This window comes from Microcoleus sp. MON1_C1 (genome assembly GCF_036701945.1).
Lineage (GTDB): Bacteria > Cyanobacteriota > Cyanobacteriia > Cyanobacteriales > Microcoleaceae > Microcoleus.
In genome coordinates this window covers 1-20932 of the sequence record NZ_JAUBRO010000048.1, presented here as the reverse complement: position 1 = coordinate 20932, position 20932 = coordinate 1, and the positions used below count along the sequence as shown (strand labels likewise).

General features: G+C 45.4%; 21 protein-coding genes. 11 read left to right on the top strand and 10 right to left on the bottom strand.

Translation table 11 applies throughout. The annotated features are described in order from the left end of the window. Nucleotides 1-277: 277 nt before the first annotated feature. The 4 genes from QUA62_RS22985 to QUA62_RS22970 all read left to right on the top strand — a co-directional run bounded on the left by QUA62_RS22985 (nt 278) and on the right by QUA62_RS22970 (nt 4605). On the top strand, nt 278-2845 hold the full coding sequence (locus QUA62_RS22985; RefSeq protein WP_333407003.1) for a PAS domain S-box protein: 2568 nt from the start codon (nt 278-280) through the stop codon (nt 2843-2845). Nucleotides 2846-3208: 363 nt separating this feature from the next. Then, nucleotides 3209-3601 carry a response regulator gene (locus QUA62_RS22980; protein ID WP_190655560.1) on the top strand — a complete coding sequence of 131 codons (393 nt, stop codon included), beginning with the start codon at nt 3209-3211 and terminating at the stop codon, nt 3599-3601. A gap of 463 nt (nt 3602-4064) precedes the next feature. Beyond that, the gene (locus QUA62_RS22975; protein ID WP_333285760.1) at nt 4065-4283 is read left to right on the top strand and encodes a hypothetical protein; all 219 of its coding nucleotides are present in this window, start codon (nt 4065-4067) and stop codon (nt 4281-4283) included. Nucleotides 4284-4389: 106 nt separating this feature from the next. Then, nucleotides 4390-4605: a hypothetical protein gene (locus tag QUA62_RS22970; protein WP_333214914.1), complete on the top strand. Its 216-nt coding sequence runs from the start codon at nt 4390-4392 to the stop codon at nt 4603-4605. A gap of 193 nt (nt 4606-4798) precedes the next feature. Here QUA62_RS22970 and QUA62_RS22965 read toward each other — a convergent pair whose 3' ends face one another. Next, nucleotides 4799-4942: a chlorophyll a/b-binding protein gene (locus QUA62_RS22965; RefSeq protein ID WP_006632525.1), complete on the bottom strand. Its 144-nt coding sequence runs from the start codon at nt 4940-4942 to the stop codon at nt 4799-4801. A gap of 695 nt (nt 4943-5637) precedes the next feature. Between QUA62_RS22965 and QUA62_RS22960 the strand changes: the two genes are divergently transcribed. From QUA62_RS22960 to QUA62_RS22950, 3 genes are all read left to right on the top strand, one after another. Further along, nucleotides 5638-6192: an NYN domain-containing protein gene (locus QUA62_RS22960; RefSeq protein ID WP_333407002.1), complete on the top strand. Its 555-nt coding sequence runs from the start codon at nt 5638-5640 to the stop codon at nt 6190-6192. Nucleotides 6193-6518: 326 nt separating this feature from the next. Next, nucleotides 6519-7232 (top strand): ribonuclease III, encoded by a 714-nt coding sequence (gene rnc / locus QUA62_RS22955; RefSeq protein WP_190655554.1) that lies wholly within the window; start codon nt 6519-6521, stop codon nt 7230-7232. 219 nt (nt 7233-7451) lie between these two features. Next, nucleotides 7452-7880, top strand: a complete 429-nt coding sequence (locus QUA62_RS22950; protein ID WP_333407001.1) for a DUF1824 family protein — start codon at nt 7452-7454, stop codon at nt 7878-7880. A gap of 133 nt (nt 7881-8013) precedes the next feature. Here the strand turns inward: QUA62_RS22950 and glgA are convergent, their stop codons facing one another. The 6 genes from glgA to QUA62_RS22920 form a co-directional block, all read right to left on the bottom strand. Beyond that, nucleotides 8014-9441, bottom strand: coding sequence for a glycogen synthase GlgA (gene glgA, locus QUA62_RS22945; RefSeq protein ID WP_333407000.1), 1428 nt, complete (start codon nt 9439-9441; stop codon nt 8014-8016). Nucleotides 9442-9482: 41 nt separating this feature from the next. Beyond that, nucleotides 9483-9653: a hypothetical protein gene (locus QUA62_RS22940; protein WP_158307965.1), complete on the bottom strand. Its 171-nt coding sequence runs from the start codon at nt 9651-9653 to the stop codon at nt 9483-9485. A gap of 343 nt (nt 9654-9996) precedes the next feature. Further along, on the bottom strand, nt 9997-10821 hold the full coding sequence (locus QUA62_RS22935) for a trypsin-like peptidase domain-containing protein (RefSeq protein ID WP_333406999.1): 825 nt from the start codon (nt 10819-10821) through the stop codon (nt 9997-9999). A 357-nt stretch (nt 10822-11178) separates the two neighbouring features. Continuing rightward, on the bottom strand, nt 11179-12150 hold the full coding sequence (hemC, locus tag QUA62_RS22930; RefSeq protein WP_333406998.1) for a hydroxymethylbilane synthase: 972 nt from the start codon (nt 12148-12150) through the stop codon (nt 11179-11181). Nucleotides 12151-12617: 467 nt separating this feature from the next. After that, complete coding sequence (locus tag QUA62_RS22925; RefSeq protein WP_333406997.1) at nt 12618-13643, bottom strand: hypothetical protein; 1026 nt, start codon at nt 13641-13643, stop codon at nt 12618-12620. 147 nt (nt 13644-13790) lie between these two features. Continuing rightward, entirely contained in the window at nt 13791-14351 is a 561-nt protein-coding gene (locus QUA62_RS22920; RefSeq protein ID WP_333406996.1) for a hypothetical protein, read from the bottom strand. A gap of 190 nt (nt 14352-14541) precedes the next feature. Here QUA62_RS22920 and QUA62_RS22915 point away from each other — a divergent pair, with 190 nt between their 5' ends. Together QUA62_RS22915 and QUA62_RS22910 are read left to right on the top strand one after the other, a co-directional pair. After that, entirely contained in the window at nt 14542-15627 is a 1086-nt protein-coding gene (locus QUA62_RS22915) for a T4 RnlA family RNA ligase (protein WP_333406995.1), read from the top strand. Nucleotides 15628-15856: 229 nt separating this feature from the next. Continuing rightward, on the top strand, nt 15857-16705 hold the full coding sequence (locus tag QUA62_RS22910; protein WP_333406994.1) for a phosphatase domain-containing protein: 849 nt from the start codon (nt 15857-15859) through the stop codon (nt 16703-16705). Between the two features lie 116 nt (nt 16706-16821). On the opposite strand, the gene QUA62_RS22905 is transcribed toward QUA62_RS22910, so the two are convergent. Together QUA62_RS22905 and QUA62_RS22900 are read right to left on the bottom strand one after the other, a co-directional pair. Continuing rightward, complete coding sequence (locus QUA62_RS22905; protein WP_333406993.1) at nt 16822-18357, bottom strand: mercuric reductase; 1536 nt, start codon at nt 18355-18357, stop codon at nt 16822-16824. A gap of 16 nt (nt 18358-18373) precedes the next feature. Beyond that, nucleotides 18374-19105, bottom strand: a complete 732-nt coding sequence (locus tag QUA62_RS22900) for a TVP38/TMEM64 family protein (RefSeq protein ID WP_333406992.1) — start codon at nt 19103-19105, stop codon at nt 18374-18376. Between the two features lie 78 nt (nt 19106-19183). Here QUA62_RS22900 and QUA62_RS22895 point away from each other — a divergent pair, with 78 nt between their 5' ends. Together QUA62_RS22895 and QUA62_RS22890 are read left to right on the top strand one after the other, a co-directional pair. Continuing rightward, the gene (locus tag QUA62_RS22895) at nt 19184-20215 is read left to right on the top strand and encodes an isochorismatase (RefSeq protein WP_333406991.1); all 1032 of its coding nucleotides are present in this window, start codon (nt 19184-19186) and stop codon (nt 20213-20215) included. Between the two features lie 20 nt (nt 20216-20235). Further along, nucleotides 20236-20382 (top strand): hypothetical protein, encoded by a 147-nt coding sequence (locus QUA62_RS22890; protein ID WP_333406990.1) that lies wholly within the window; start codon nt 20236-20238, stop codon nt 20380-20382. 260 nt (nt 20383-20642) lie between these two features. Here QUA62_RS22890 and QUA62_RS22885 read toward each other — a convergent pair whose 3' ends face one another. Beyond that, entirely contained in the window at nt 20643-20843 is a 201-nt protein-coding gene (locus tag QUA62_RS22885; protein ID WP_333407021.1) for a hypothetical protein, read from the bottom strand. Nucleotides 20844-20932: the final 89 nt, after the last annotated feature.

The window sequence follows — 20932 nt, the reverse complement described above, 5'->3', positions numbered from 1 at the left end:
CCCGCCCCCCTCACTGAATTAGTCAACAGTCATCAGTCATTTTTTGAAGTAACAAACAATTAAATAATTATCAAATTTTATTGCATAGAGACTTCTACTCTGGCTGCCTAATGCCTTGATACTTTCGATATCGTCCGGTCGATATAGGGCTATAAAATTTGTTTGTAGTGAGGACTTCAGTCCTCATAAACAAGAGGACTGAAGTCCTCACTACAAACCGTATAATGGTTAATTTACCGTACATCATATCATTAGTCATGGGGAAATTAACACACTAATGAGCCGCATTTTACTCTTGGTCGATCGCCACCAACAACTTAATTTGCCGATCGCCAACCTCAACACCGAGCATGAGGTGATCGCACTCGATCGCGGTTTAGATCCAAACTCCGAATTTCCCTTTCCCCAAATCGCTTTTGACTTGTGCATTCTCGACGAGGCAAATTTCGATCGCATTGGGCCGCTGGTAGAATCATTGAAAGCTGCCGCCGAGCCGATATTTTTACCGTTTTTGCTTGTTAGTAAATCCCAAACGCCTGCTGTTTTTGAGCAGCCCTTTTCGCAGCAGGCAAAACAACTCGAACGCAGAATAGACGATTTGATAGTAAGTCCCGTCGAACCCACCCAACTGCACTTGCGGGTAGAAAATTTGTTGGCCCGCAGGCGGCTGTCGCTAGAACTCCACAGACTTCAGGAAGTAATTAAAGAAAGAACTTTTACAGAAAGTTTGTTAAAGGACTCGCTGCAAACGGCAAACGAAAACCTGCAACGGGAAATCGCCAAGCGGGCGGAGCTAGAAACTGCACTGCGAGAAAACTCCTATCTTGACTCGCTGATCAATGCCATGCCAGATATTGTCTGCTTCAAAGATGGCGAGGGCAGGTGGCAGGAGGCAAATCAAGCCCTATTGGAAGTGTTCGAGCTAGAAAAGATAGACTACCGCGGCCTCAAAGATTCTCAGCTAGGAGAACTCAGCATTTTTTACCGCGAGGCGCTACAGGCGTGCGAGGTGAGCGATCGAGAAGCGTGGGAAAAAGGTGAGCTTTCTAGGGGGGAAGAAGTGATTCCCCGCTCAAACGGTACTGTGAAAATCTACGATGTGATTAAAGTACCTGTATTTCACCCCGACGGCAGACGCAAAAGTATAGTGATTTTGGGTCGGGACATTACCGAACACAAGCAAACTAGAGACGAACTCGTGCGCTTGGCGTCGATTGTCGAGTCTTCCGACGACGGCATCGTAGGCAAAACCCTCGCCGGGACAATTCAGAGCTGGAACGCAGGAGCAGAGAAGATTTACGGCTACTGTGCCTCGGAAATCAAGGGGCAGTCGATCGAGATTTTAGCCATACCCGAACGCCCCAAGGAAATGCCTCAAATATTGGAAAATATTAGGGCGGGAGCCAGCATCGACCATTACGAAACCGTGCACTTGCGGAAAGACGGTCAACAGATAGATGTGTCCCTGACGATTTCTCCGATTAAAGACGCCACTGGAGCGGTAACGGGGGTTTCGACAATCTCTCGCGACATCAGCGACAGCAAGCGAGTCGAAAAAGCCTTTGAACAACTCCGCCACCAAACAGAAATGATTTTGTTCTCCGCAGGAGAAGGAATTTGCGGGTTGAACAAAGAGGGAAAAGTAACTTTTGTCAATCCTGCGGCGGTGAGAATGGCTGGGTGCGAATCGAAGCAATTGATCGATCGACCACTCTATGAAAGCTTACACCGTGTACAGGAAGAATCCTCAAAGCCGATCCAGCGACTCTCACCTGCAACAGACATCAATTCAGGCTCTGAACTTGTCCCACACTGCGCCGCACAGCAGGCGGGCAAACTGCTGCCGAACCGGGTAAGTTCTCAAATTTTAGCCACCTTGGAAGACGGAGAGGCGCGGCGCGTCACCGATGAGGTTTTTTGGCGGCGAGACGGCAGCAGTTTTCCGGTTGAGTACGTTGTGGCTCCGATGCGAGAAGAAGGCGAAATTATTGGAGCTGTGGTGACTTTTAAAGATATCACGGAGCGGCTTGCCGTCGAGCGCATGAAAGATGAATTCATCTCTGTTGTCAGCCACGAACTGCGGACGCCCATGACCTCGATTCACGGCGCTCTCGGCCTCCTCAACAGCGGCCTGCTGGACGCTTACCCCCAGAAAGCCAAGCGGATGCTGGAGATTGCTGTCACTAACACTGACCGTTTGGTGCGCTTGGTCAACGACATCCTAGATTTAGAGCGGATGGAGTCAAGTTACAGCACTGCCGTCAAACAAACTTGCAATGTGGCTGAGCTGATGTTGCAGGCGGCTGACGAGATGCAGGGAATGGCTCAGCAGGCGGGAGTTACTCTGTCGGTGAAGCCTGTGGGGGCGCAATTGCAAGCTGTTCCCGATCGGCTAATTCAAGCCTTGACAAATTTACTCAGTAATGCAATAAAATTTTCTCCTTCCGGCGCTACGGTTTGGCTGAGCGGGGAGTTGACCCACAATCTGGATTTGGCAGAAAAAGCAGGGCACAAGTCGGTGTCGTCTCCGTCTTTGTTGTCTCCTGAGCCTACCACCGCGCCTCCGCACTTGCTAGTTCCGAGCTCGTGGTACATCGTGATTGCTGTGAAAGACCAAGGGCGGGGTATTCCGCCAGACAAACTGGAGATGGTCTTTGAACGCTTTCAACAGGTTGATGCTTCTGATTCTCGCCAGAAGGGAGGTACTGGTTTGGGGCTGGCTATTTGTCGCAGTATCGTGCAGCAGCACGGGGGGCGGATGTGGGTGGAGAGCGTTTTGGGGGAGGGCAGCACTTTTTTCTTAAGTCTGCCACTTCTCAGGGAGGGGCTTGCAACTGAAAGTTAATTTCTACCCAGGTGTACCCAAAGTTACTGATTTTGTGCAGATTGTTCGATCGAGTCATCGACAAACAATCTCAGCCTTTTCTGCTGTTTGGGGACAGCAGGCAAAAAGCGCGATTTGAGGTCAAAAAGCGGCTTTTTCTGGGTGGGATGTTTTACAGCAACCGCGCCAGACGGTTAGGTAGGATGTTCTTAGTTGAAATCCTGCCGCTCGATTGCAACTTCGGTCTTCCTTCTTGCTTCTTTCTTCAACATCTGCTATACAGTTTTGAAAATTTACTGTAAAGTCCGATCGGCTAAAATAATTTGCTTTACAAAATATTCACATTTCGCCTCTAATCTGTGATCAGTTCTCATTTCTAAAAAAATGTTAATTTTGACTGCCAAGCGCATCTTGGTTATTGACGATGCGGAAGATATTCGGGAAGTAGCTCAAGTCAGTCTTGAACTGGTGGGGGGCTGGGAAGTCCTGACAGCGAGTTCGGGCCGCGAGGGGGTTGCTAAGGCTCTTGCCGAACAGCCTGATGCTATTCTATTGGACGTGATGATGCCCGACCAAGACGGGCCTACTACTTTTCTACAGTTACAAGCTAATAAGGCTACGCAGCACATTCCGGTAATTTTATTGACAGCTAAGGCTCTGGCTGGGGACAGGCGGATGTTCGCGGATTTGGGGGTGGTGAGCGTGATTGCTAAGCCTTTTGAACCGATGTTTTTGGCGGCTCAGGTCGCTGAGGCTTTGGGCTGGGAGCAAGAATAGATCGATCGCGCGCATTGATTTGTGCAGCTTTTCAACCAGTAGTTTTGCAGGCAAAGAGAGTTAAAAAAACTTGGTTTCTTTGGTATGGCGCCGAGCGATCGAATCGGGTCGATCGGACAGGATATATGTAGCGACTTAGGCGCCGTACCTTTCGTCCTGTCAGCTTAAGACTAAAAACATCAGTCCGGTATCAGTTTCAACCTTGTCGGTCTTGGGGTGAAATTGATACCAATTAGGAATGTCTAAGTCCCTATGGGTAGTGCCTTCATTTAACCGAATTCGACCTCAGCCATGAACTGAATATTCCTGTAGATTTCTCGGACAAATATAAGCTGGCAGGAGTATTTTACTTTTTGTGACAACCCACTCGTCTTCATAAGTTCTTCAGGTTTTAGTTTTAAGTTAAAACAGAACGTCAGGGATCGCTCCTGACTGTTGGCAGACACCTTGGGAGAAGACGACTATGCCCTCAGCTTACATTTTGCTACTAATAGTTTCTCTGGCAGCAGTCTGGATTTACTGGCAAACCTCTCAAGATATTTTTGTTCTTGTGGCTTGGGCCGGACTGGGTTGTTTTATTTGGGGTTTCTCTTGGGCTCCTTGGAGCGTTCAGCTTCTGATTGTTGTGTTGCTGTTGGGACTCCAAAAGTTCTACTTGCGAGACGCTCAAAGTTGTGAGTGAAAGAGATTTTTTATTGTTGTGTCAGAAGTTGAGATGCGCCGGCATTGGTCAATCTTTGTAATGATTCGGTTATCGCTGCATTATCTGAAAGAAGGTTTAAAATATCATGAATAGTTGCCCTTGTTGCTCCTCTAAATTACTCCGCCACGCTCGCCACAATCGCGTTTATTGGTTCTGCTCGCACTGCTGGCAAGAAATGCCGGATCTGTCGGAGATGATTTTAGGTAATAACAGTGCGGGGGTTCACAAACGAGACGCTTTGGTAAAGCTTCCTGGTTTGACTCCTAAATTGAGAATGTTGGATTCAGTAGGAATTGCTTAGTTTACTGGAGTTAGTCTCGCGATAAATATGGAGACGGAAAAGATTTTTGATTGTGCCATCTGTTGGATTGTTTGAGAAAAAATGCAAAAGCCCCCTTCCGTGTGAAGTGAAGGGGACTTATTAGCGGGGGGGCTTTTGCACTTGTGAAGGGGTCGATCGCCTGAATTTCAGCTCTTGTATGCAGTTAAGCTGATTACATCAAACCGATTTGAGAGAGAATGCCTTGACCGGTGAGGAATTCGGTAGCTAAGCCGATAACGAAGCCCAACATTGCCAAACGGCCGTTCCAGGTTTCAGCGAACTCAGTAAAGCCCAACTTTGCGTCTTTGTTTTCCATGACCAGAAACCTCGTTTAATTTCAACCTTATGTAACTAAACTTAACACAACCGTACAAAGTTTGCAACATATTTTTACATTTACTGTTCAAATGCCGGAGATAAGCGGGATGGGCCCGCAGGGAGAGGGGTTCGCGGGGGGAGGAGGAGAGGGTTTTTGATGTGGGGACGGGCGATCGGGTAAAGTGTATCAGGGCGCTCGGTGTCAAGTTAGCCACAACCTTGGTGAGATGTATAAGGATGTAAAAAAATTAGTTTGAGTTAATACTTGACATCCAATAATTAGAAGGCTAGGTTAAAAATGCAGCTAAAACTAAATATCACATTCAAAATGAAGGAATGTTGATTGAGTCGTCTTAGCTACACGGTTTATAAAACTGGGACAAGTTTCTAGCACCCCGTTGAGCGGAAAGAAGGTCTAATGTCGTTTTAACAAGTTCATACAAGCTTGAGAAAATCGAAACATTATTGAGTTCCATTTCCCTTCAACGGGCTGCTACAAAGCTCGTTCCAGTTCTGTAAACCCTGTAGCTAAGACGCTAATCAAATCCCTACAAAATTATAGTGTTTTGTTGTAACAGATTGTCCTGTGCCGAGATGTTCATTTTTGAGCAAATTCACAGATAACGTTCCATTTATGCTAGATGCGCGATATGTCGAGGCTGTCGAGTCAACCTCTTTATAGGACATAATCAAATGACGGACAATCATCGAACCACAGGCAAACAACAAACCCAGTCTCAGCTAGTTGCCATGTTGTTGGATTCTCAGGGTGTCCACTTAAACCAAAAGCAAGCTGAATTATTGGTCACTTTTGCCAAATCAAAAGGGCGTTTAGAACCACCGAAAAATTACTATAACTCGCAGCACAAAAATCAAGTTAACGACCAAATTCGGCTCGAAAAGCTGGGTTTTATTGGCGTTGATGTTCCCGATTCAGGCAAAAATAGTGCAGATAAACAATTGGTGTTTGACTGTATCAAACGAGTTGCAACTAAGCCTTCTCCTGACATAATTGTCCTAGGCTTAGCAGATCGAGACTTTGCAGGTTTAATCACCGTTTTGAATGCTTTGGGTATAAGAGTCATCGTTTTTGCACGGCGCAAGAGTGCAAGCCAAAAACTGATTAACCTTGTTGGTGAGGCTAACTTTCATGATGTAGACGAATTGTCTAGTTTGTGTGCAGGATTGAAACCGCCACTTGAAAATCAAAAAAAGTTATCAAGAGAAGCAGATAACTTATCTGCTTGAAGCAACACAGTCCGCCAGGGAATGAATTCCCTGTCTAATAGCTAAAGTCGGTTTTAACCGACTGACTGACAGTTAGAAAAACACAATCTTTAGTCCTCTTTAGAGGACTTTAGCTATGAGGCAGGGGTTTTAACCCCTGGCGGACTGACGGACTAACGGACTAATAGTATAACCGCCAAATATCTGTTAAAATTCATTTAACCGCCGATAGCAAAAATCCAGTTTATTTGATAAACTAGATTCTCCCAACCTACCGCTATCGGCGGCTCTTTCATGTCCACATAACAACAAAAAAGTCTACAAACAATAACCATTACCAAACTCCTATGCCATTAACTAATTCAACACAAGAACTCAAAATTACCCTTCCCGAATTCAAAAATGAAAAACTGCTGCGCCAAGCGCTCACCCACCGTTCCTACGTCAACGAAAACCCCACATTCCGCGAAGAAGACAACGAACGCTTAGAATTTCTCGGCGATGCTTTGCTGACTTTTCTCAGCGGCGAATATCTCTATCAGCGTCATCCAGAAATGGGAGAAGACCAACTGACTCGCCGACGTTCTGCATTAGTAGATGAAAAACAATTAGCCCGATTTGCTACTGAAATAGGTTTAGACTTAAAAATGCGGCTCGGAAAAGGAGCTTATCGAGAAGGTGGGATTACTAATCCAAATTTGCTCAGCAGCACTTTTGAAGCATTTATTGGCGCTTACTATCTCGACACGCAAGACATGGACAAAGTTCGCAACTTTGTGCAACAAATGTTTGATTCTGTTCCCGAAAATGTGGTGGAAACTAGATCGACTGTAGACTCGAAAAATCGCTTTCAAGAATGGGTACAGGCCAATGGTGACACGACTCCCCCGAAATACGTGACAGTTCAAGCAGGAGGCACACCCCACAAGCCGGAATTTCTCGCTAAAGTTTATGTTGCAGAGAAACTTTATGGAGAAGGTAAAGGCAAAAGCAAAAAAGATGCTGAGAAAAATGCAGCAGAAGATGCGCTAGCAAAGCTGAAAAAACGCGGACTGATCTAAACTTGAAAAGGGGGGTAAAAACTACTAGCTTTTTTGTGCGATTCCGGCGTTGGCCAAGCCCTCCAAGACGATCGCCCGAATTGATTGCCAGAGTACACAATGGGCTATAATCAGGACTTGTGCAAGTGTTACCGCCGTCGATTGAGGGTTGCAATGACAGAAATTCGTTGACGAGTGCCCGATGGTCGATCGTAATTTTGGGAAATATCAGAGCAATTCATGTCTACTCACAACCCGACTACTCTAACTGTTGAAGAAGCACAGCAAATCCTCAAAGATTTCACTTGTCTGGATATGCAATCTGTAGCATCGCCCCTCGAAAAAAAGGCACTCCGTCAAGCGATTTTGCTGGTAGCAAGTTTGTCGGATTATCAAATGTTGGGAGTGTGCGCTTCTTCGACGGATGAGGGATTTTTAGCTTTAGAAGCTTATTTAAAAGCTTTGGGATATCAAGTTGTTTTAGATCCCAATGCTGTCTCGACCTTTGCTGGTTCGGTTTATATTAAGTTCAATACTTTGAAGGGTTCGTATTATGTTGACGGCTATCCCGGAACTTACCGGGGCGTTTTGGTGTCGTGCCAATCTTCCTCAGAAGGTGGAGTTAGCGGAACTTACGGTCATTTACCTCTCGATTTATTTGTTGATTAATTTGTCAGTAGTCAGTCGATCGATTAAATTGAATTAAACACCGACTGATGCACCTTACTAAGCTGTAAGCTGTGTCAGCCGATCGCCCTTCGATTCATTTGAATCAAACACCGACTGACGCACCTTACTAAAATTAACCCTTGCCAACGCTCAATTCCGGCTCTTGTTGCGGAGCGGTTTCTTCGGGTGGCAGTCCCAAAATATCGCTGTACAAGTTGATGTATTTCCGGGCCGAAATATCCCAGCTAAAATCTTCTCTCATGCCGCGCTGTTGCAGTTCTCTCCACTTATCTTTGTAGCGGAAACCTTCCCAAGTTCTGATCATGCAGGTGAACAAATCGAGGGGCTCGTAGCGATCGAAACAGTAACCTGTACCAGTATTGTCGATCGGGTTGTTATGAGAAACGGTATCGACTAAACCGCCGGTGCGGCGAACCATTGGCACGCACCCGTAGCGGAGGGCGAGCATTTGGCTGATGCCGCAGGGCTCGAAACGGCTGGGCATCAGGAAGCTGTCGCAGCCTGCGTAAACGCGCCGGGAGAGGGCCTCGTTGTAAAGTAGTTGGGTGGACATCCGGCCGGGATAGCGGGCTGTCATTTGCCAGAGTTGGGTTTCGTAGTAGCGATCGCCCGTTCCGAGTACAATAAATTGAGCGTCGGTATAGGCCATGAACAGATCGAGCATTTGAATTATCAAATCCAATCCCTTCTGTTCTACCAGCCGCGTCACCATGCCGATCAAAAAAGCATTTTTATTCACTTCCAAACCGACTTCTTCTTGCAGCGCAATTTTATTAGCGGGGCGCTTTTCAATAGTATCAACACTAAATTGTTGATGGAGGTACTTGTCAGTGGCGGGGTTGTAAGATTCTGTATCAATTCCGTTCAAAATGCCCGATACTTTACCGCCGATGTAAGACAGCAAACCTTCCAAATTTTCCCCATAAGCTGGGGTTTTGATTTGTTCGGCGTAAGTCGGGGAAACTGTATTTACTCGATCGGCAAACTGTACTGCGGCAGCCATGGTATTGTGACCTTGCATATACCAAGGACACCAAGTCATCTGCTCCAAACGCCAGCGCCACGGCCCTTGATAAGCTAAATTGTGAATAGTAAAAACTGTGCTGATATCAGGATCGTGGCTCATCCAAACAGGTATCATCCCCGTATGCCAGTCGTGACAGTGGATAATTTGGGGCTTCCAATGATTCCAGGCAAATTCAGCCGCAGCATTGGCAAAGAAAGTGAACCTCCAATCTTCATCTAAACCGCCGTAAACGCGGCGCGGCAAGAAAGATGGATGTTGCATTAAGTATAAAGGTACATCGGTTCCCGGCAAAACAGTTTCAAACACCGAGAAGCTTTGGAACATGGCAGCCCCATCCCAAACAGGTTTTTTGGGAACGTCCATTTTGTCGGGGATAAAACCGTAGTAGGGCATGAAGATGCGGACATCGTGTCCCATGCGCCGCAGAAATTTAGGCAAAGCGCCGACGACATCGCCCATACCGCCGACTTTGGCGAGAGGTGCTGCTTCGGCGGATACAAATAAAATACGCATTATTTTTTTGTGTTCCTTGAAATTGTTAGTCTAGATTAAGTTTAAATGGCGAGCGACACAATATTAACGCGCCGTCCAAAAACAAGTATAAATCTGAGTTGCTGTAGCGATCGCAGTTTATTCAAGAATGCGATCGCCCTTTTTCCATCCACGTCGCTGTGCGGTGACAAAAAGAGCGATCGCCCGTACTCTCCTCCCGCGAGAATTTTCACGATCTAATCAAATTTATCTGTCACTTTCTGAGGGACGGTAAACATCAAAAATTGTATGCAGTCTGCTCACCTTTACGCATTAGTAAAACTGCACGCAAAGCCCTCAGTATGTAATTAAGGAAATAGCGATCGCCTTTTTCATCCCCTCTGAGAAAAAGAGCGATCCTCTTCGAGGGCCTCGCCAACGCCCGAATCACATATTACGGACAACGGGAGCATCTCAATGAAAGCAGCCAAGCTAGAAATTGCAGTTTTGAGGCAGGAGACAGGAGGAAAGAAGAAGAAGGAAGGAGCCACAAGAAATGTTTTTACAAATATGAGATGCTCTCCGGATAACTCCCGACTAATTCTGAGAATTGTCCTCAAAAGTCTCCTCAAATCCCGCTAGAAAATCATCCAAAGCTTCAGAGGCGATCGCCAAATTAATATTATCAGCATCTTCCCATCCCCACGTATTCACCCCAACCACTTGACCTGCCATATTAATCAGCGGCCCGCCCGAATTGCCCGGATTAATCGCCGCATCAGTTTGCAACACCTTCACCTCAGCAACATCATCTTCGTCGTCGCTTTCTTCATATTCCTCGGGTTCGCGAATTGCACTCACAATACCTTGAGTTACAGTTGAAGCAAACTGCCCCAAAGGATTGCCCACAGCAATTACTCTATCTCCCACTTTCACATCAAAAGACAACTCTAGGGGAGGATATTCTTGGGGAGAATCCACTTGTTCCCCTGTTTTCGGGTCGAAGGTAAAATCGCTAATTAAGAGTAATGCTAAATCTTCTTCAGCATTACCAGTAAACACCACCTCGGCCAATCTCAATTTTCCGTCGTGAGTTTCGACTAAAACCTGTTCGATTTCATCTTCTTCATAGAAGTAATCTTGATCGGCAATATCTTCTACAACGTGATAGTTCGTGACAATTATGTCCGGCGATACAAAGAACCCGCTTCCAGAAGAAATCTCTTCTTCTGTATCCCAATCCATGACGTAAATTGACACTATCGACGGCAAGACTTGCTCGACTACATCCGACAAATTTCCTGCTTGAGTTTTGAACTCTTTCAATTGCTTCTGCAAAGCTTGTTGGTCGGCCTGCATTTTGCTATACAGTTGCTGAACCTTTTTCAATTCCAGCTTTAATTGAATTTCTCTAGCGCTCATATTGGGCCTTTACCTGAAATAAATTGCTGATTAATTTTGGATGTTTGATTGTAGATTGTGGATGGGTAGGTTAAGAATTATACGACTTACGAAAAAAAACCGGTTTTTACCATAAATCTTGGGCTATACAGCGAGACTTACATCAGAAACCGGGTTGCTTAACACCCGTGCGGAGCGTCCTAAATTAGTCAGATATTTTTGAAATCTATCGCGCAAGTCCTACCTAAAATCCCATCAAAAATCTACAACCAGACTGCTCCTCTACCTGTTTTGCCAAAGCAAACCGCCTGTTATTTTTATTTTACAAAAGGCGATATATCACGTCTAAAAGCATTGACAAAGAGATGCGGAGCGGTTTTAGGAACCACGTTGAACTTGGACAAATATTTCCTCCAAAATTGCACTAGCACCCTGTTGGCGCAGTCGGTGAGCGAGGTCAATTCCCAGCATTTCCGCAGTCTCGGCGGCGCCGGAAACAGTATCTTTGACGAACCGCTTGCCGTCGAGACTCGATACCATTCCGGTTAAGGTTAATTGACCGTTTTCTATTTTGGTATTGACGCCGATCGGCACTTGACAGCCACCTTCTAATTCCCGCAGAAATGCGCGTTCGGCATAACATCTTTGGGCAGTTTCCGAGTGTTCGAGAGCTTTAATCACTGCCATGATTTCTGTATCTCCAGCGCGGCATTCGATGCCCAAAGCACCTTGTCCGACGGCGTGAAGGGAGATTTCAGCAGGGATAATTTGGTGGATGCGATCGCCCATTCCCAATCTTTCCAATCCGGCAACTGCTAAAATAATCGCGTCGTAACCGCCCTCATCTAATTTAGCGAGTCTAGTATTGAGATTGCCGCGAATATCTTTAAATTCAAAATGAGGGAAATGGTGCCGCAGTTGAGCTAGCCGCCGCAGGGAAGAAGTGCCGATTACTGCACCTTCTGGGAGGGTGTCGAGTTGCTTGTCTTTGTGCTTGGAGTGAACTACCAAGGCGTCAGCGGGATTTTCCCGTTCGGTGACGCATCCTAAAATTAAACCTTCAGGCAAATTGGTAGGCAAATCTTTGAGGGAATGAACGGCAAAGTCCGTTTCATTGTTAATCATCCCCGTTTCTAATTCTTTGGTGAAAAGTCCTTTATCGCCAATTTTAGCGAGGGCGACATCAAGAATTATGTCCCCTTGGGTTGACATGGTGTGGACTTCAAAAGTGTGTTCCGGGAAGTGTTTCTGTAGCTGTTCTTGCACCCAGTGCGTTTGCACGAGAGCGAGTTGGCTTTTGCGGGAACCGATGCGAACGGTTCGGGAAGGGGCAGATGTGGTTGGGGACATAAGATCGATCGGAGGATAGCTTGAAATCAGCCAATATATTCACCTGATCTAGCGTACCGCAGGTGGGGACTTTAATTGCTGGTTGGGACAATTCGGGCGATAAAATAGAAATACCAGGTTTTGACCGTCAGTAGCAGTGAGCCTTGATGATGTTTCCCATCCAGCATTGCCCGTCGCTGGCGCGGGGGCGATCGACATTCCGAAGCAAAGGTGACCGGCGATGTAAGATTTACCTAGGGTCGAACCCGATGAACCTGGTTGGCATGACGAGTTAGCTCAGCAGCAGCTCGCAAGAATTAGCTCAAAGGTTGCGAGATTTGGAGAGAGAAATGTAGTGGCGAGGGGAAAAGGGCGATCGGATTTATTTGTAGCAGCTTCGGTGACCAAAGGGCGATTCCCTACTCTTCAGGAACCGCTGCGGGAAGATAGCTTCGCTGGCGCGTACCTTTTCCATTTCTAACCAAAATTTAACGCTGTCCTGCTTGAAGTGCAGAATTTGCTATCTGGACAACTTCTTGCTGCCGTGCGTTTTTCCTTGTGACTCGGTATAACACCCCCAGCCTTTGCCACTCAACAAAAGCAGTGCAGTAAGCACCGCAATTATTGAAATAAATCCCCCTGATGCCGCCGGCCAATTCAATGCTTCTGTAAGTATCCTGCGGTAATTGCGAAGGAGGCGAAAACGGTTCATTTCTTTTAGCTTCGATGGTGCCGAAATAACAGGCTCCGGCGCGGCATCCTTTGCCTAAATACATTTCCACAATGTAACCGTGGGAACCTGCTTGCACGTCAAAATCAACTTGCTGAGTGTTAGATAAAGGAAGTATGCTCGGAAGAAAAACAGGCACTCGCGTTTTGCCTTTGATTTGCCTAGAAATGTTACTCGCAGGAAAAATACTGTTAGCTTGGTTTGCTGACTTATCGGGGATTGGGGGAAACTTTTGCACAAAATCCCTCCACTGCACAACTCTATTTTTAGCAATGTTAAAAGTGGGAATCGAATATTTCTCTACCGCAATAGAAGGGCGGCCGTTGTTCAGGTTGAAGTGGCGGCGAATCACTGTAATTTCTGGTTTCCCTAAGCCGTAAGCTGGAGCTATGGAACGGGCGAGATTGCAGCTAATTTTGAAGCGTCCCATCTCAATACTGCCATTTTCCGCTTGATAAGACCAATTGTAACCTTCAGAAGCACGATCGCGATTGCACAGAAAATGAGAAATCTCAAACATCTTGGCAATATGAACATCGTACAACCGCAACTTGCGGCTGCCGGCAGATTTTGCAGTGTTGCGATCGGGCACAATAAATTGTATCGGTTGCCAGCTATCTTCAGGGGAATAATTAAACCAGCGGATCTCTGTAATCGGGAGTTCAGTCCTTGCTAACGCTGAGTTTGGTGTCAAAGGTGCGTGAAGCGAAGCTATCCCGAAGGGAATCGTAAAAGCAGTCACCACACAAGCAAAAATCGCCGCAAATAGCCATCTTCCCCTCATCCTGATTTCCCCCTAAGTAGGTCAGCGCAAAAAAAACAATAGCATCTTGTAAGGGGCGAGTGCGAGTTAAGATATATCATACAATAACGGTAAGGTGCGCCCTTACGCACCCTACATATAGAAGTTGTGCCTCCCCGACTGCTAAACTTAACGCTTCCCAGCTTGAATAGCAGAATTTCCTATTAAAATTAAATCAGATTCTCGTCCGTTCTTAATGGCTACGGTATACATAAAACCCTGAGTTTTCCACTGAAGAGTTGCTGTGCAGTAAGCCCCGCAACCGTTATGAAAAACTCCTTTCACTCCGCCCGCAAGCTTGACATTTTTTAACGTCTTAGTTACCCCTTCTAGTTTTGTAGTAAACTCCCCGCCTTTTTGACCTTGAATTGACCCAAAAGTGCAAACAGTCGTACCACCGCAATCTGGTTTATACTCGATTGAAATACTATAGCTGTTTGCTTCTGCTGTAGTGGGATAGTACATTTTTTGCGGAACCGGAATCCTGCTGGGAATAAAAATAGGCACTTGCGTTTTGCCTTTTAACTTTGGCAAAATTTCCTTTACCGGAAACGCAGTGCCTCCTTGAGCAATTTGTGTTGTTCCCGATTGTCGCTGCGACAATTGCGAAGATCCAAAAACAACCGAGGGAGGTACTAAAGCCGTCAATACACAAGCAGAAGTAGCCAAAAGTAATAATTTATTCTTCACGGTCTTTTCCCTTAATATTCCAATAGTTTAGTTGGGCGGCGAACCGCATTCACGTATGTACAACCATAATTCAAAATACCAAATTAAGACTCGCTTTTCCGGGAAAAATGTTTTTTGACTATCTTGACAAGGTTGGCAGAATATGAAGTCATATATAATATAGAGAAGGCGAGCAATTTAGGAGTCGATCGTGGAACTGCAAGATTATTTACGCCAGCACGGATTGGAAACCTTGTCCGAAACTTATCATATCAAAGTTACCCGCCACCGCCAATATCCCGATCTAGTCTGTCTGAAATACTCGCAGATAGAATCTCCCCTGGGCGAAAAAATAGTCCAGCAGTGCCGAGGCATTATTTTAGATTCATCTCAAGATTGGCAGATAGTTTCTTATCCCTACGACAAATTTTTTAATTACGGAGAAATTCACGCCGCTGCAATTGATTGGAGAAATGCCAAAGTTTATGAAAAACTAGACGGTTCTCTGACTGTACTGTATTTTTACAAGGGAGAATGGAGAGTGCAATCTAGCGGCACTCCCGACGCCGCCGGCGAAGTTAATGGTTTTGGGTTCAGCTTTGCCGAACTTTTTTGGAAAGTCTGGCAAGAATTGGGATATCAATTGCCGGAAGAAACCGACCAGTGTTTTATCTTTGAATTGATCACGCCTTACAATAGAATAGTTGTCCAGCCAAAAAACAATCAAATCGTGCTGCACGGGGTTCGCAACACTCAAACGCTAGTAGAAACAGACCCGAGTCTTTGGGCAAATAAATACGGATGGGAATTGGTCGCATCCTATCCTTTAACTAGCTGGAAAGAAGTTATCGAAGCGGCTCAACATTTAGATCCGATGGATTCGGAAGGGTATATTATCTGCGACGCTAACTTCAACAGAGTTAAAGTTAAGTCTCCGCAATATGTCGCGATTTCCCATCTGCGCGAAGGGTTTTCGACCCGCCGCCTGATAGAAATTGTTTTAACTAATGAAGGAGAAGAGTTTTTAGCTTATTTTCCTGAGTGGAGTGAGTTGTATCAAAAAGTTAAGAACAAATATCAATCTTTGGTTGAAGAAATCGAGGAAGCTTACCGACAGCACGAACATATCGAACTTCAGAAAGATTTTGCATTAGCTGTGAAAGATTTGCCGTATTCCGGCATTTTGTTTTCTTTGCGGGCCCGAAGAGTTGCGGGAGTGAAAGAAGCTCTCCGTGATGTTACAATCCATAAAATAGAGGAGCTATTGGGTTTAGATTACCTCCATCTAGGTTTGTAGTAACGACTACAGTCGTTTCTTGAAGGAGGACTAACATCCTCACTACGAACGAAGATTAACATTATATTTAGGTGACAGAATAAAGAAGTCAATGCACCTAATTAAACCTAAGATACAGGTGGCTAAAAAGCTTGCTGTATGAGCATTATTCCTTCTTCCTTCTTCCTGACATCCGTTACATCCGTTACATCCGTTACAGAATCCGTTGCCGAACTTCCTTCTACTTACCATGAAAAGAGTTATTGTACTTGTTGGTTTGCCTGCTTCGGGAAAATCTCAATTTGCTAGGGAATTGCTGCTGTCTGAACCTGCAAAGTGGGTGCGTAGCAATAAAGATTTGCTCAGAGAAATGGCTCACGCTTCTCATTGGTCGCCGGCCAATGAAAAGTTTATTGTGAAATTGAGAGATACGATTATTTTGATGGCTTTGGAAAGTGGCAAACACGTCATTGTTGATGATACTAATTTTGGCCCTCACATCGAGCATATCAAGGAGTTGGTTAAAGGTAAAGCTGTTGTGGAAGTTAATGATTCTTTTCTCCAAGTTCCGGTAGAGGAATGTATTAAACGGGATTTGAAAAGACTTAATTCGGTGGGCAAAGATGTGATTATGAAGATGTACAATAAGTACGTTCGTGTTCCGGTTGCGCTGCCGGAATATAACCCGGATTTGCCGGATGCAATTATTGTCGATATGGACGGTACCCTGGCACTTCTCAACGGCAGAAATCCTTTTGATGCTTCTACGTGCGATCGCGATTTGCCAAATCAGCCAGTTTTAGATACCGTTCGCAAGTGGCAGTCTAGCGTTAATATCATTGTAGTGTCGGGCCGAACAGATGACTGTCAGCCTCAAACTAAAAAATGGTTGCAGCAGTACGAGGTCAATTATGCCAGTCTTTATATGCGGAAAACCGGAGATATGAGGAAGGATTCGATTATTAAAGAGGAGTTCTATCGGCGACATATTGAAGGAAAATATAATGTTAAGTTTGTGTTGGACGATCGCCAGCAAGTTGTTGATATGTGGCGGTCGTTGGGAATGACTGTATTTCAAGTAGATGAAGGGGATTTTTGAAATACCCAAATTGTCTCAAATTATCCCAAATGCGGTTAATGAACGGGTTACGGGTAGGGACACGGCATTGCCGTGTCCTACAGATATCGCGTGCGATCGACCGGATTGGATATTATTTATCGCGTCCAAGCCAGCCATTTATTAAACAAATTCTTCACAAAGGGAGTCAAACGAGTGCGATTGTAAGCATCTCCGGCTTTGCGAATTGCCTCAGCTTGTGTCGGATACGGTTGAATTGTGCTAGCAATCTTTCCCAAACCAATATTGTTAACCATTGCCAAAGTAATCTGGCCGATCATATCCCCAGCGTGTGGCGCTACAATAGTTGCACCTAATATTTTATCGCTGCCTTTTTTGACGTGAATTTTCACAAATCCTTCCTCTTCGCCGTCAATAATTGCCCGATCGACTTTATCGAAAGGAATCAAAAACGTATCGATATCAATCCCTGCGGCTTGCAACTCGCGATCGCCCAATCCGACGCGCGCAATTTCCGGGTTTGTGTAAGTACACCAAGGTATCGTCAAAGCGCTGAGCTTTTTGCGTCCGAAAAATAGAGTGTTTTGAATTACCATTCTCGCGGCAAAATCAGCAGCGTGAGTAAATTTATGTTTCATGCAAATATCGCCGGCGGCATAAATGCGGGGATTAGTAGTTTGCAAATAATCGTTGACAAAGACGCCTGTTTGTGTATCGTATTCGACACCGATCGCCTCCAGATTCAACCCTTCCACGTTGGGCGATCGCCCTATACTAACAATAATTTCATCTACTGTTACCGATGCTTCCTTACCTTGAGATTTATAATAAATTACTCTGCCTGCATTTGTTTTCTCAACGCGCTCTATTTGGGATTCTAGTATTAGTTTAATTTCTTCGCGTACAAAAGCCTGCTGCACGATTTTAGCACCATCCGCATCTTCTTTGTCTAAAATCTGAGCATTTTTGTGCAGCAATACGACTTCCGAACCCAGCCTGCGGAATGCTTGAGCCAATTCGCAGCCGATCGGCCCTGCGCCAATTACTGCCAAACGGTGAGGTCTTTGTGTGAGGTTAAAAACCGTTTCATTTGTCAGATATCCAGCTTCCTGCAAGCCGGGAATTTGCGGTTGTAGCGCCCTTGCACCTGTGGCAATTACTGCTTTTTTAAAGCGGAGAGTTTGACCTGCAACTTCTACTGTATTATTGCTAGTAAAACGACCGGAACCTAAAAAAACATCAACTCCTAATTTGTGCTGGTAGCGTTGAACAGAATCAACATCGCTGATTTCCGCCCTGATGCGGCGCAGCCGTTCCATCACAGCAGCAAAATCAACTTCTGCACCGTTAGAAACGTTAACACCAAATTTATTTGCTTCCCAGATATCGCCGACAATACGAGACGAACGAATCAGCGTTTTTGACGGCACGCAACCGACATTCAAACAGTCGCCGCCCATTAAATGTTTTTCAATCAAAGCAACTTTCGCGCCCAAACCTGCCGCACCCGCAGCCACAATTAATCCGGCGGGGCCAGCACCAATTACTACTAAATTATAACTGCTAGCGGGCTGCGGGTTTACCCAATCGGGCGGATGCAAATAGGAGACTAATTTCTGGTTGTGTTCGTCCATCGGGGGGACAGTTACGCGATCGACTTTTGACTCCGGCATTCGCAAATCCTCCTAATTAAATACTTTCTTCCAAAGCTTTGCTGGCTATCCTAGTGAGAAAAACAGTTACCGCAAAAGTAGCCAGAAAACCGAGGATATTGAGCGACCATTTTGCTGCTTCTGTTTGGGGATTTGTTGACTGACATATCGGGCCTATCGCCGCAATATTACCCACCAAAGAACCGGAGTAAACGTACATAATTGTACCCGGTATCATGCCCAAGGAACCCAGCACGTAATCTTTCAAAGAAACCTGAGTAATTCCCAGAGCGTAATTCAATAAATTGAAAGGAAATAAAGGACAAAGACGAGCCAAAAAAACTATTTTTAATCCTTGTTGGGAAACTGCGCGATCCAGAGCTTTAAACTTGGGGTGAGATTCCATATATTTTACCACGCGATCGCGGCACAAATAGCGCCCGATCGCAAAAGCAAATACAGCACCTAAAGTTGACGCCGCAAAAACGTAAACAGAACCCCACCACAAACCAAAAATCGCCCCCCCTCCCAGCGTCAGTACCGAACCCGGTACAAACAGCACAGTAGCCAAGTTGTAAATAGCTACAAAAGCCACTGGCCCCCACCAGCCTAAATCTTCGATCCGCATTAACAGAGTTCTCAAAACATCTTGAACGTAGGCAGATCTAGTTGCTACAATTAAGAGAGCGAGTAAAAGTGCGATTGAAAAAAACAACACTATGCGTTTAAATTTTACCCTAGCATAATCTTGGATTCGTTCTTTAGCCATGATTCACCCGCAAATATTTATCAGCATTATACTGCAAACTTAAATTATTACTGTAAACTACCCTACAAGCGATAGGTCATGACACCAAAAGCCCAACTCCCAACCCCCGAACATTTCGACCCGAAAAAAGTAGGCGAAGTCTGGCGAGTCCCCTACCGAGAACGCGCCGCCCAAGCGAAAGATTGGGCCAAACAGCACAACATCCAGCCAGCCGCAAGGGACACAAACCGCATTTGTTTGATGATAATCGATGCCCAAAATACCTTTTGTTTGCCCGAATTTGAATTATTTGTCGGGGGGCGTTCCGGTAGCGGTGCAGTTGATGATAACCTGCGGCTGTGCGAATTCATCTATCGCAATTTAAATGCAATTACCACCATTGCACCGACAATGGACACCCACACCGCCCTGCAAATTTTTCATCCAATTTTTTGGATCGACGAAGCAGGCGAACACCCCCTACCAGCGGCAACTTCTATTACACTCGAAGATGTCCAAAAAGGCATATGGAAAGTCAATCCAGCCGTCGCCGACAGCATCAGCTGCGGCAATCTTTCAGCACTAGAAAAACAGGCTTGCCACTACGTCAAACAACTCAGCGACGATGGGAAATATCCCCTGACAATTTGGCCCTATCACTCGATGCTGGGCGGCATCGGACACGCCCTGGTTTCTGCGGTGGAAGAAGCAGTATTTTTTCATACTATAGCCCGCAACAGCCAAGCACTTTTTGAAATCAAAGGCGGGAATCCACTGACAGAAAACTATTCGGTTTTGCGGCCGGAAGTTTTAGATGGATTCGACGGCAATCCGATTGCGGAAAAGAATGCTAAGTTTATTGATAAATTGCTCGATTTTGATGCAGTAATTATTGCGGGACAAGCCAAAAGTCACTGCGTTGCTTGGACAATTGATGATTTGTTAACGGAAATTTTGGCGCGAGATCCGAATTGGGCAAAGAAGGTTTATTTGCTGGAAGATTGCACTTCGCCTGTGGTTGTTCCCGGTGTTGTGGATTTTACGGAACAAGCAGATGCAGCTTTTCAAAGATTTGCGGCGGCGGGAATGAATGTTGTTAAATCGACTCAGTTTGAGGTAACATCAAGATAAGTTAGCAACTGGCTGTGAGTATGAGCTTAGTATCTAATAAGCCGCCGGCTATTATCCGTACAGAGCGTGGATTGACGATCGCAGGTACGCGCATCACTCTCTACGACGTGAGGGACTACGTAACCGTAAATATCCCCCTAAATTTATTCGAGCCCTGTTTGATTTGACAGAGGATCAAATTAATGCAGCCCTCTCCTAAATAGATACAAATTGGGCTGAATTTGAGGCTGAATACCAAGTTGTTCTTAAGGAAACTGAGGAACTTCGGCAATACTACGAAGAACAAAATCGCGAGATCGTGGCCCGCATTGCTACCCTGCCACCACCACCTGGGTTGGAAGCAGCCTGGAAAAAGCTTCAAGCATCGAAGGCACGTCACCAACTTCAGTCATGATTTTTTGATTAAATGTAGTTAAATCAATAATTTCTAGTCAGCCTTAAGCTTCTTCTCCAAATCCTCAATTTGCCCATCGAGTTGCGTTCTTTCTGATTCAGCTTTCTCAATTTGTCTTTCTAGCTTAAACTTTTGAGCAGTGTCGGATTCGATCGCTGAATCTTCTCGTAAAGCAGCTATCTTTTCGCTTAACACATCATACTGGTTTTCGAGGCTATCGAGTTGTTGTTGGATACGCTGATGTTTGGGAGCGTGTCACTTTTGCGATGAGTATTTATACTAAAGTATTTCTTCGCTTACCAATTAAGTCATTTAAGTAAGCA

What these genes read in the sequence shown, in the direction of transcription:
- QUA62_RS22985 (WP_333407003.1), top strand. Translation starts at nt 278, where the DNA reads ATGAGCCGCATTTTACTCTTGGTCGATCGCCACCAACAACTTAATTTG.
- QUA62_RS22980 (WP_190655560.1), top strand. Translation starts at nt 3,209, where the DNA reads ATGTTAATTTTGACTGCCAAGCGCATCTTGGTTATTGACGATGCGGAA.
- QUA62_RS22975 (WP_333285760.1), top strand. Translation starts at nt 4,065, where the DNA reads ATGCCCTCAGCTTACATTTTGCTACTAATAGTTTCTCTGGCAGCAGTC.
- QUA62_RS22970 (WP_333214914.1), top strand. Translation starts at nt 4,390, where the DNA reads ATGAATAGTTGCCCTTGTTGCTCCTCTAAATTACTCCGCCACGCTCGC.
- QUA62_RS22965 (WP_006632525.1), bottom strand. Translation starts at nt 4,942, where the DNA reads ATGGAAAACAAAGACGCAAAGTTGGGCTTTACTGAGTTCGCTGAAACC.
- QUA62_RS22960 (WP_333407002.1), top strand. Translation starts at nt 5,638, where the DNA reads ATGACGGACAATCATCGAACCACAGGCAAACAACAAACCCAGTCTCAG.
- rnc (WP_190655554.1), top strand. Translation starts at nt 6,519, where the DNA reads ATGCCATTAACTAATTCAACACAAGAACTCAAAATTACCCTTCCCGAA.
- QUA62_RS22950 (WP_333407001.1), top strand. Translation starts at nt 7,452, where the DNA reads ATGTCTACTCACAACCCGACTACTCTAACTGTTGAAGAAGCACAGCAA.
- glgA (WP_333407000.1), bottom strand. Translation starts at nt 9,441, where the DNA reads ATGCGTATTTTATTTGTATCCGCCGAAGCAGCACCTCTCGCCAAAGTC.
- QUA62_RS22935 (WP_333406999.1), bottom strand. Translation starts at nt 10,821, where the DNA reads ATGAGCGCTAGAGAAATTCAATTAAAGCTGGAATTGAAAAAGGTTCAG.
- hemC (WP_333406998.1), bottom strand. Translation starts at nt 12,150, where the DNA reads ATGTCCCCAACCACATCTGCCCCTTCCCGAACCGTTCGCATCGGTTCC.
- QUA62_RS22925 (WP_333406997.1), bottom strand. Translation starts at nt 13,643, where the DNA reads ATGAGGGGAAGATGGCTATTTGCGGCGATTTTTGCTTGTGTGGTGACT.
- QUA62_RS22910 (WP_333406994.1), top strand. Translation starts at nt 15,857, where the DNA reads ATGAAAAGAGTTATTGTACTTGTTGGTTTGCCTGCTTCGGGAAAATCT.
- QUA62_RS22905 (WP_333406993.1), bottom strand. Translation starts at nt 18,357, where the DNA reads ATGCCGGAGTCAAAAGTCGATCGCGTAACTGTCCCCCCGATGGACGAA.
- QUA62_RS22900 (WP_333406992.1), bottom strand. Translation starts at nt 19,105, where the DNA reads ATGGCTAAAGAACGAATCCAAGATTATGCTAGGGTAAAATTTAAACGC.
- QUA62_RS22895 (WP_333406991.1), top strand. Translation starts at nt 19,184, where the DNA reads ATGACACCAAAAGCCCAACTCCCAACCCCCGAACATTTCGACCCGAAA.
- QUA62_RS22890 (WP_333406990.1), top strand. Translation starts at nt 20,236, where the DNA reads ATGAGCTTAGTATCTAATAAGCCGCCGGCTATTATCCGTACAGAGCGT.